This window comes from Ruminococcus callidus ATCC 27760 (assembly GCF_000468015.1).
In the GTDB taxonomy this organism is placed as follows: domain Bacteria; phylum Bacillota; class Clostridia; order Oscillospirales; family Ruminococcaceae; genus Ruminococcus_C; species Ruminococcus_C callidus.
The window spans coordinates 14,471-22,478 of record NZ_KI260433.1 but is presented as its reverse complement, the minus strand read 5'-3'; the positions used below and the strand labels follow the sequence as shown (position 1 = coordinate 22,478).

Genomic DNA, 8,008 nt, shown 5'->3' with positions numbered 1-8,008 from the left:
CCCAGGGATCACCCCCGCCTATGCGGGGAAAAGATAATGCTTGCCAGATCATACTTTTTCATTTTAGGATCACCCCCGCCTATGCGGGGAAAAGGTGTACCCCATCAGAATACTTAGAGATTATCAAGGATCACCCCCGCCTATGCGGGGAAAAGTCGTGCTAGGAATGTTATTTATGAGCTTGCATAGGATCACCCCCGCCTATGCGGGGAAAAGATAGCAGTAGCGGATTCCATAACGTCCATCTTAGGATCACCCCCGCCTATGCGGGGAAAAGTTACTGTGCTTGTCTTTGGCTCGATGATATTGAGGATCACCCCCGCCTATGCGGGGAAAAGTACGATTGACGGTGGAAAACATGATCGCTCAAAGGATCACCCCCGCCTATGCGGGGAAAAGGTTTGTTTATGTCATATGAAGAAAGAATCGAAGGGATCACCCCCGCCTATGCGGGGAAAAGTTGCCGGCGGCTCCGTCTTTGCCAGCGGCACCAGGGATCACCCCCGCCTATGCGGGGAAAAGGCAAGCCACTGAGCGGTGCAGCATTGCAGGTCAGGATCACCCCCGCCTATGCGGGGAAAAGCTCAAAGACAGGCTTGTCACTGCTGCCAGCAAGGGATCACCCCCGCCTATGCGGGGAAAAGCTTGCTGTGTCATGCCTGCCTTTTCGCGGAGCAGGATCACCCCCGCCTATGCGGGGAAAAGTGCACAAATTGAACAAGCAAAATTTGTGCTACAGGATCACCCCCGCCTATGCGGGGAAAAGAAGTCATTCCGGGGAAAATTGCAAAGCCGTATAGGATCACCCCCGCCTATGCGGGGAAAAGTTAAAGCCACGCCGCCGCATAGAAACGAACCAAGGATCACCCCCGCCTATGCGGGGAAAAGTTTACGCTGATGCTTGCGGCTTTCTCGCTGATGGGATCACCCCCGCCTATGCGGGGAAAAGGCCTGTCTGGATTGCCGCCAGCCGGCACGGCTGGGATCACCCCCGCCTATGCGGGGAAAAGTCATCATTATCATTTGTCAAGATGATTTTATCAGGATCACCCCCGCCTATGCGGGGAAAAGGTGTGCGTCTGACGGCATCTGGCGTATATGGCAGGATCACCCCCGCCTATGCGGGGAAAAGGATCGTAGTGCTCCGCGTTCCATTTTGCTTTGAGGATCACCCCCGCCTATGCGGGGAAAAGGTAAACTCAATGTCGTTGGAAACCACATAGCCAGGATCACCCCCGCCTATGCGGGGAAAAGTTTGTATTCCAAAGGTGGTCGTGTCGTATTCTGGGATCACCCCCGCCTATGCGGGGAAAAGTTTGGGAAAACATCAAAAGCGTGTTCACTGGTAGGATCACCCCCGCCTATGCGGGGAAAAGTGGTAACTTTCACCTTATGCGGGCAAAGCCCCAGGATCACCCCCGCCTATGCGGGGAAAAGGCAACGCATGGGACTGGTTTTTTACGGGCACTAGGATCACCCCCGCCTATGCGGGGAAAAGACTAAAAAGATCCCAAAACAGCGTTACTTTTTCCATCAGCCTGCTTCATTTTCATTTAGTTTGCAATACACCTGATACAAAAGCTGACAGTCTGCCAGTGCACGATGCTCCTGTTTTGCCGGAATTCCCAATACGTTTGCTATTGTTTCGAGTTTATAACTTCTCAACCCCTTTATTTTGCTTTTTGCAGCCTGCATTACATCATAAGTATCCATTTCTGGAAAATCCATGCCATTTCTTTGACTTTCAGTTTCGAGAAATTTTTTATCAAAATCAATACAATACCCCAAGACCATGCTGCTTCCTATAAAATCATAAAATGCAGCTAAGGCATCTTGAATAGGAATCCCATTTGCTTTGACAGATGCATTCTCAATTCCCGTCAATGCAGTGATCGTTTCAGGAATTTCATTCTGAACCAGTATCAGCTGCTGATATTCGTCCACACACTTTCCGTCCTGAACCCGTATTGCTCCAAGTTCCAGAATTTCATCTTTTTCAGCTGCAAGACCTGTTGTTTCGATGTCGATCATTACAAAAGATTCTTCCACGCTGTCGGCATCTGAACGGGAACCAGATCTTCTGCGTTTCTTTGCTCCCATTCGCTGTTTTGCAGCATTGCTAAAGCCTGCTTTTAAGCCACTCTCCGCAGCGTTATGACGATGCGGATGCTTCATTAGTTTTATGCCGTCCAGATTGACCGGCTCCCATGCCGTGTTATGCACATAGAAATCCATATGCTGCTCATTGTTCGCAGTAAACACCATCGTAGCTTGTCCGTCACGGATATTCTCACAAACTCTTTGCCAGAGTGCTTCACGAACTCTGGCACTCACACGACCCACATAAACACCTGTATTGATCTCAAGCAGCCATTTTGAAAGATCTCCACGCAGTTTCGGCGGACAATTTGCTATCGTAAGTACAATCATATTTCCTCCTCATACTTACCATAAGAAATGCCGTACTCCACATGTTCTTTCAAATTGTCCCACAAATAAACAACTTCCTGCTGCTCCTGCGGCTGGGATTCCTGCAAAAGATATTTGACATCTTTCACCATTCGCTCCAACAGCTTGGTTTCCGAAAACACATTCCGAACCCTTCTACGCATGATATTGGGAAGATCAGGCGGCTCCTCTGCTGCCAGTTCAAAGGCAAGCGGAATCGTGACCTCTGCTTTATACAAGTCTGCAATGTCATAGGCAAAGGAAAATTCATGCCCGACATGGATAAATCCCAGACTTGGTGCACAGCCCAGTGCAGTAATTACCGCAGAAGCAAGCCCATAAAGGCAGACGTTTCCGGCAGAAAGAGCCTGATTCACCGGATCGCTTGCAGAAAAGTCTTCTGCATCATACTTTCTCCCGTCCCACGAAACGTCCCATTTTTTTGCTTGCTCCCGATAGATTTTTCGCATTCGTGCACCTTCACGTCCCCGCAGCTGCTGCAATGTCATGCCTGACACATCTGCATCTGCAAACCGCATCTCGTACATTTTGCGGACAACATCAAGGTGCTTTCTGGTGTTAGAAACCAATTTTGCCTGTTTTTCCAGCAACGTGCTGTGAGAATTCAGAGCTCTCCCATGTGCATAATATCGCACCCCATGTTCTCCGACCCAGATCACACTGATCCCCGTATCACCGATCAGTTCCATGGCTCGATGAGAAATGTCTGTCCCCGGTCCAAGCAGCAGCACAGTAATTGCTGCCGCCGGAATGTACAGCGTGCCTTCCAGATCGCGTGCTGTGATCGCACCGTCTTCCCGATGGATCTTGCAGTGTTCCAGATAGAGAAACGTCATACGGTCGTTGATCGTCGGAAGTGCCTGCAAATCCGGCTTTTCCATACCGTTTTGTTCTGCCATCAGTGCTCCCCTGCCACGGTCAGCATTCCAAGTCCATATGCCTTTCCTCTGCCGATCCCCTGCATAAGGGACAACTGAAAGCATTCGGCATCTGTCACAGTCAGAATCCCTTCATATGTAACTGCCAGTATCCGCACATACTGCCTGCTGTCCCCTTTTCGGAAACGATACCATTTAGATTCTGTTACAAGCCACTGGTCTTCTTCCAGTGCAAAGCCATGTTTCGCCGCCTGTTTTTCCAGCCATTCTTCCTGATACGCAGTCGTAATATGTGCAACTGGTTTTCCTCTTTTGGACTGTGCGATCTTCTTATAAACAACCGGATTGGCTTTCAACCGGAACTGCCACTTGCTTCCGTTTGTGATCCTGTCAAGCAGAACATCATATTTTTTGGTTTCTGCACATGTCCCTGTGCCAAATTGCCTTACAACTTCCGAAAAGTCCAGCGGAGATTCTGTCAAAATCAGAAGATACTGATTCCCATTGAGAGTATCCAATCTCCAGAGTTTCCGCGTTCTTCCCTCCGGCTCTGCACATTCAATGGCACCGTGAAACAATTTTGGTGCCACCAACGCCTGCATGGTTTTCGTCTTTGTCAGATCTAATTGAATTCTTGTCAGATACATACGACACCTCACAATTCCGAAAACGGGTCATGTTCTTTGCCGGTGATGATCTCTTCGCACTTCATACGCCAGCCATGCTGTCTGTGCAGCTGAGAAAACGACTGCGGAACGTCCTGCACCGGAATACCGCCAAACGGCACTTCATAGGCGATGCGGAATGTGCCGGCTTTCTCGTTGCAAAGAGGCGGTTCTTCTTTCAGAACTGCTTCCAGACTTTTTTCCCGTACACCCCATACGATCGGAAGTGTCGGCGGGCACGATTTTCTGCCGAGATACAACGGATAGACCGGATGCTGCAATGCCTCTGCAATTTTCTGCAAAAAGGCAGTGTCCTCCGATTCCAGTGCTACCAGAAAAACTGCATCAGAAAGATAGTGCCGTTCTGTAACATCTGGTGTTGCTTTTGGATAATGCACCATATGAAAGTCTTTCAAAAGCCTGCCCTCTTTTTCCGCACGAACGCCAAAACGCAGTGCTGTAAGCGGCTCCGGCTTTTTCGGATCATCATTTCTCTGTATGCCCAGTGCGGCAGCAAGCATTCCGACCACACCGCTTTTCGTCGGCTCCCGTTCTGTGTTCCGAATGATAAATTTCGAGTTACTGCCCCACGCCTGTAACGGGGCAGCCAACCGCAACAATAATACTGCCATTTTTGTTATGCCTCACTGACTTGTTCCCGCAAATTGGATTCCAGTGTGTCCAGAAGTTCCGGCAAAGACAGCTGCTGTGCAATATCCGAAAGTGCATCGCCAATGCAAAAAGCTGCCTTCGGCTCTGCCGCATACCGGCTGTATATTTTCTTTGCATACGCTGCCAGCCGCTTTTCCGATTCTGTAGCATAACCGTCTTCCGATGCACGAACAGGCTTTTCAAATGCACCGCACAGGTTGACAGGCTGATCCATTCGGATCGTCACATAAACAGCGTCCGGAAATGTGCGGTTTGCGAAGGTATTTTCCTTACCGGTCGGCATAGAACGGATAAATGCTTCTGCAAATTTACGCACGACCACAGCCACATCAGCGGCATCGTCCAGTGTCTTCCGCAGTTCAGACACATTCACATTAGCATAGCGATACAACGTGGACGAGTTGAATTCTACGGTTCCGAGGTGGCCTGCTCCGGCATTGTCGTCCTCTGAAATATCATCTACCGCAGTAAAATAATCGTACTCGTTCTGGACAGCATGCGTGGAGATCGCATGGGCAACCTGAGAAGCGGCATCGTAATTCAATGTCGGGTCGCTCGCAGCCATTCGTCCAAACAGGGCAATGTCTACAGACGGATATTCCTTCAAAGCCTTTTTGAAATCATTTTTGTCTGCTGTGTCCCCGCATGCAAGTCGGGCAATTTCCTTTGCCTGCCGGTTGCTCATAAAAAACAACGCATCTGCCTTTTTGATTTCCTCTTTTTTTTTCGCTTTCAGGCTGATTCCGGCTGCATCCAACGCATCTGCCGCTTTCTTCAGGCACTTCTTTTCATCGAGAGAAGCATCTATAGACTGCATTTCCTGTGCAACCAGCTGCACAACATTTTTCGTGCGGTTTCCCAGATCATCTTCCGCAAACATGCCCCGGAATTCCTTTCTCATGGCATGCTTCCACGCCTGCGACGAAACTCTCGCTCTGACGGAACCGCCGTAGACAGCGGTCTTGGGGCTTCCTGTGTCATCACGATTGACACAGCTGGGCGGAACGGTCTGCAACACATGAAAATCAACATAAATACTCATTGTTTTTCTCCTTTTTCAACATAATAAAAGTCTTGTCCCCACGAAAGCTGTACTTCTTTCCGGCTCTCCAGAAACTGAAAACGGTAAATATCTCCTGCAAGCTGTACATAATCCAGCCGCACGCCTTTTGCTTTGCAGAGCTGGATCAATCCTCTTAAATGGTGTGACAGTTCCTGCATGCTCTTTGCCGTAACAACCGGACCAAATCTTCGCAGAATTCGTCCTCGTTCTTCTTCTGTTTTTTCATTCATCAACCTGGCAGCAGCCGTGCCGAGGGATACTTTCTCACAGTGCACCGGTTCAGCATTCCCCTGCTGATGCAGGGCAAACAAAGTCAATGCAATATAGACAGCCCACTCGCCTTCGCTCGGCATACCGGAATTTCCGTAAAGTTCTGACGGCATTTCATTCAGAAATGCTCCCCACAATTCCGGAAGCTCTCCCGGTGTTTTTCCAATGCCTCTACGCAGATTGGCAAGCATCGCTTTTCCGACACTGGTTTCCTTTTGCCGGATCAAAAACTGAATTTGCCGATAGGTATAATTTCTGACATCGTCGATCTTTGACATGATTTCATCTCCTTTCACTAGATCTTTTTATAGATTTCTGCCACCTGTATGCGGAATTGATGAATTGCTTTCGGGGCAGAATATCGAACACTGTCTCCGCTTTTCTCATTTTTTATCTCATGTCCTACCATAGCAGCATCTCCTGCATGCATTGCCAGTTCTTCCGCACAGCTGTATGCGATTGTCTTTGCAGTTTTCTGCCATGCAGAAAATACCCTTTCCTCTGTTTCATAATCAGCAGAGTCCACTTCTTCCGGAGTGATCCCAGCCAGCCAGCGACGGAACGGCATGTCCAGACGGAAGTACAGCTGTGCACTGGCAGATTCTCTGGATTTCAGAAAAGTCTTATCCCAGCTCTTGGCATCGCCCTTGGTTCCGCCTGATGCGAGATATAAGTTACCGGCTAATTTGCGAATGGCATCTGCAAGCTGTTCGCATCTGTTGATCTCTACTTTGATTTTTTCCCGCCAGTTTGCACCAATGTCTATCAGCAACTGCTTGTTTACCATAAGAGAATCCCAGAATACATTTTGCACAAAGAAATCCTTATCTCCATATTGAACGGATACAATTGTTGTTTGCACCATTTGCATGTCAATTTCTTCCGCAATCCGCTGAACCCACTGAATTACACCTGCAACATGATTTCCCTCTTTATAATCATACAGCAAAGCAAAATCACGCCACATTTGCTTGTTGGCATCGTGTCTTCTCGGCACGTAGGAATCCTTTTCTTTTTTCGGTGTTCTCCATACAGTCATAGGCTCCATGAATGCATTTTCCTTCTGGAAAAAATCTCCGCCAATCAGGTAATAACGGATCACTGTATCATTTTCACGTTCCAAGAAAACACGTCTTGACTGTAGTGTATAAAGTTCTGCAAGATTATCCGGAAACGGGATCTCCGTTCGTTCCTCTCGACGTACAGTATCGGATTCCCACAGCGGCTTTTCCTCATTTTCCACTTGATCGCCGTTTACCATAACGAGATTCAGCAGCAGCGTTTCAAACAAATTTTTACCGCGGGTAAAAACAATTCCGAGCTTGCCAAGCCAGCCTGCTCCAGGTGACGGAAGCTTTCCGCCGGATTTTTCTTTTCCCTCTTTTGTCGGCTTTGCTGATGTATCATCAAATGCATTCAGATACAGCAGCCATCTTGCCGCCTGTGCATAGGATAGTGCTGTCTTTTCTTCGCCAAAATAAGAGGAAAACAATCGGACCTTATTACCGCTCTCCGAAATTTCACCATTCAATTTGGAAGCACCATACTGCGTGCCGCATGCCAGCCCTGCCACCTGTCCAAAAGGTCTTTCCGGATGAAACAGCCAGAACCGTTCATGCCATTTTTCCAGATATTCGCGAATCGGTTCCTCCGGAAGCTGACCAAGTTCCCAAAGATCTGTCCACCTCTCAACTGCTTCTTCTTCGTCTTCCAGTTCTGCCGCATTGCCGTCCGCATCGACTCTGGAAAAAACCGTATGCAGCACTGCAAGCATCAGACGAAGAATGACAATATCCTGCGTTGGCAATTCACCGCTTAGCGAGGTATATTGATGTGCGTGAAGAAGTGCGTCTGTCAATGACACTTCATGCACCTGACAGGAATCATCTCTCACGCGTATCCACGGTTCGTCCAGTAAATTGAATTCGATTTCTTTCATGAACACTCCTCCTTAAAGCTTTTAGGCAATACCGCACAAAGATTGTGCGACA

The 8,008-nt window shown here is 48.5% G+C and carries 7 protein-coding genes and 1 CRISPR repeat array; all 7 genes read right to left on the bottom strand.

All coding sequences use genetic code 11. The annotated features are described in order from the left end of the window. Positions 1–4: 4 nt before the first annotated feature. Positions 5–1,498: a CRISPR direct-repeat array (repeat unit 29 nt; unit sequence AGGATCACCCCCGCCTATGCGGGGAAAAG). Positions 1,499–1,533: 35 nt separating this feature from the next. The 7 genes from cas2e to casA are packed head-to-tail and all read right to left on the bottom strand — an operon-like array spanning position 1,534 to position 7,956. Further along, positions 1,534–2,430, bottom strand: coding sequence for a type I-E CRISPR-associated endoribonuclease Cas2e (cas2e, locus tag RUMCAL_RS09795; protein ID WP_021682647.1), 897 nt, complete (start codon positions 2,428–2,430; stop codon positions 1,534–1,536). Further along, positions 2,427–3,368 carry a type I-E CRISPR-associated endonuclease Cas1e gene (cas1e, locus tag RUMCAL_RS09790; protein ID WP_021682646.1) on the bottom strand — a complete coding sequence of 314 codons (942 nt, stop codon included), beginning with the start codon at positions 3,366–3,368 and terminating at the stop codon, positions 2,427–2,429. The genes cas2e and cas1e overlap by 4 nt, the downstream gene beginning before the upstream one ends. Then, positions 3,368–3,994: a type I-E CRISPR-associated protein Cas6/Cse3/CasE gene (gene cas6e / locus RUMCAL_RS09785; RefSeq protein WP_021682645.1), complete on the bottom strand. Its 627-nt coding sequence runs from the start codon at positions 3,992–3,994 to the stop codon at positions 3,368–3,370. Before cas6e ends, cas1e begins: the two co-directional genes overlap by 1 nt. 8 nt (positions 3,995–4,002) lie before the next feature. Then, the gene (gene cas5e, locus RUMCAL_RS09780; protein ID WP_021682644.1) at positions 4,003–4,644 is read right to left on the bottom strand and encodes a type I-E CRISPR-associated protein Cas5/CasD; all 642 of its coding nucleotides are present in this window, start codon (positions 4,642–4,644) and stop codon (positions 4,003–4,005) included. Between the two features lie 5 nt (positions 4,645–4,649). Then, a complete protein-coding gene (cas7e, locus tag RUMCAL_RS09775) occupies positions 4,650–5,726 on the bottom strand; it encodes a type I-E CRISPR-associated protein Cas7/Cse4/CasC (RefSeq protein ID WP_021682643.1) in 1,077 nt (358 codons plus the stop codon). Beyond that, positions 5,723–6,295 (bottom strand): type I-E CRISPR-associated protein Cse2/CasB, encoded by a 573-nt coding sequence (gene casB, locus RUMCAL_RS09770; RefSeq protein WP_040647833.1) that lies wholly within the window; start codon positions 6,293–6,295, stop codon positions 5,723–5,725. Before casB ends, cas7e begins: the two co-directional genes overlap by 4 nt. Positions 6,296–6,312: 17 nt before the next feature. Then, positions 6,313–7,956 (bottom strand): type I-E CRISPR-associated protein Cse1/CasA, encoded by a 1,644-nt coding sequence (gene casA, locus RUMCAL_RS09765; RefSeq protein WP_021682641.1) that lies wholly within the window; start codon positions 7,954–7,956, stop codon positions 6,313–6,315. Between the last annotated feature and the right edge of the window lie 52 nt (positions 7,957–8,008).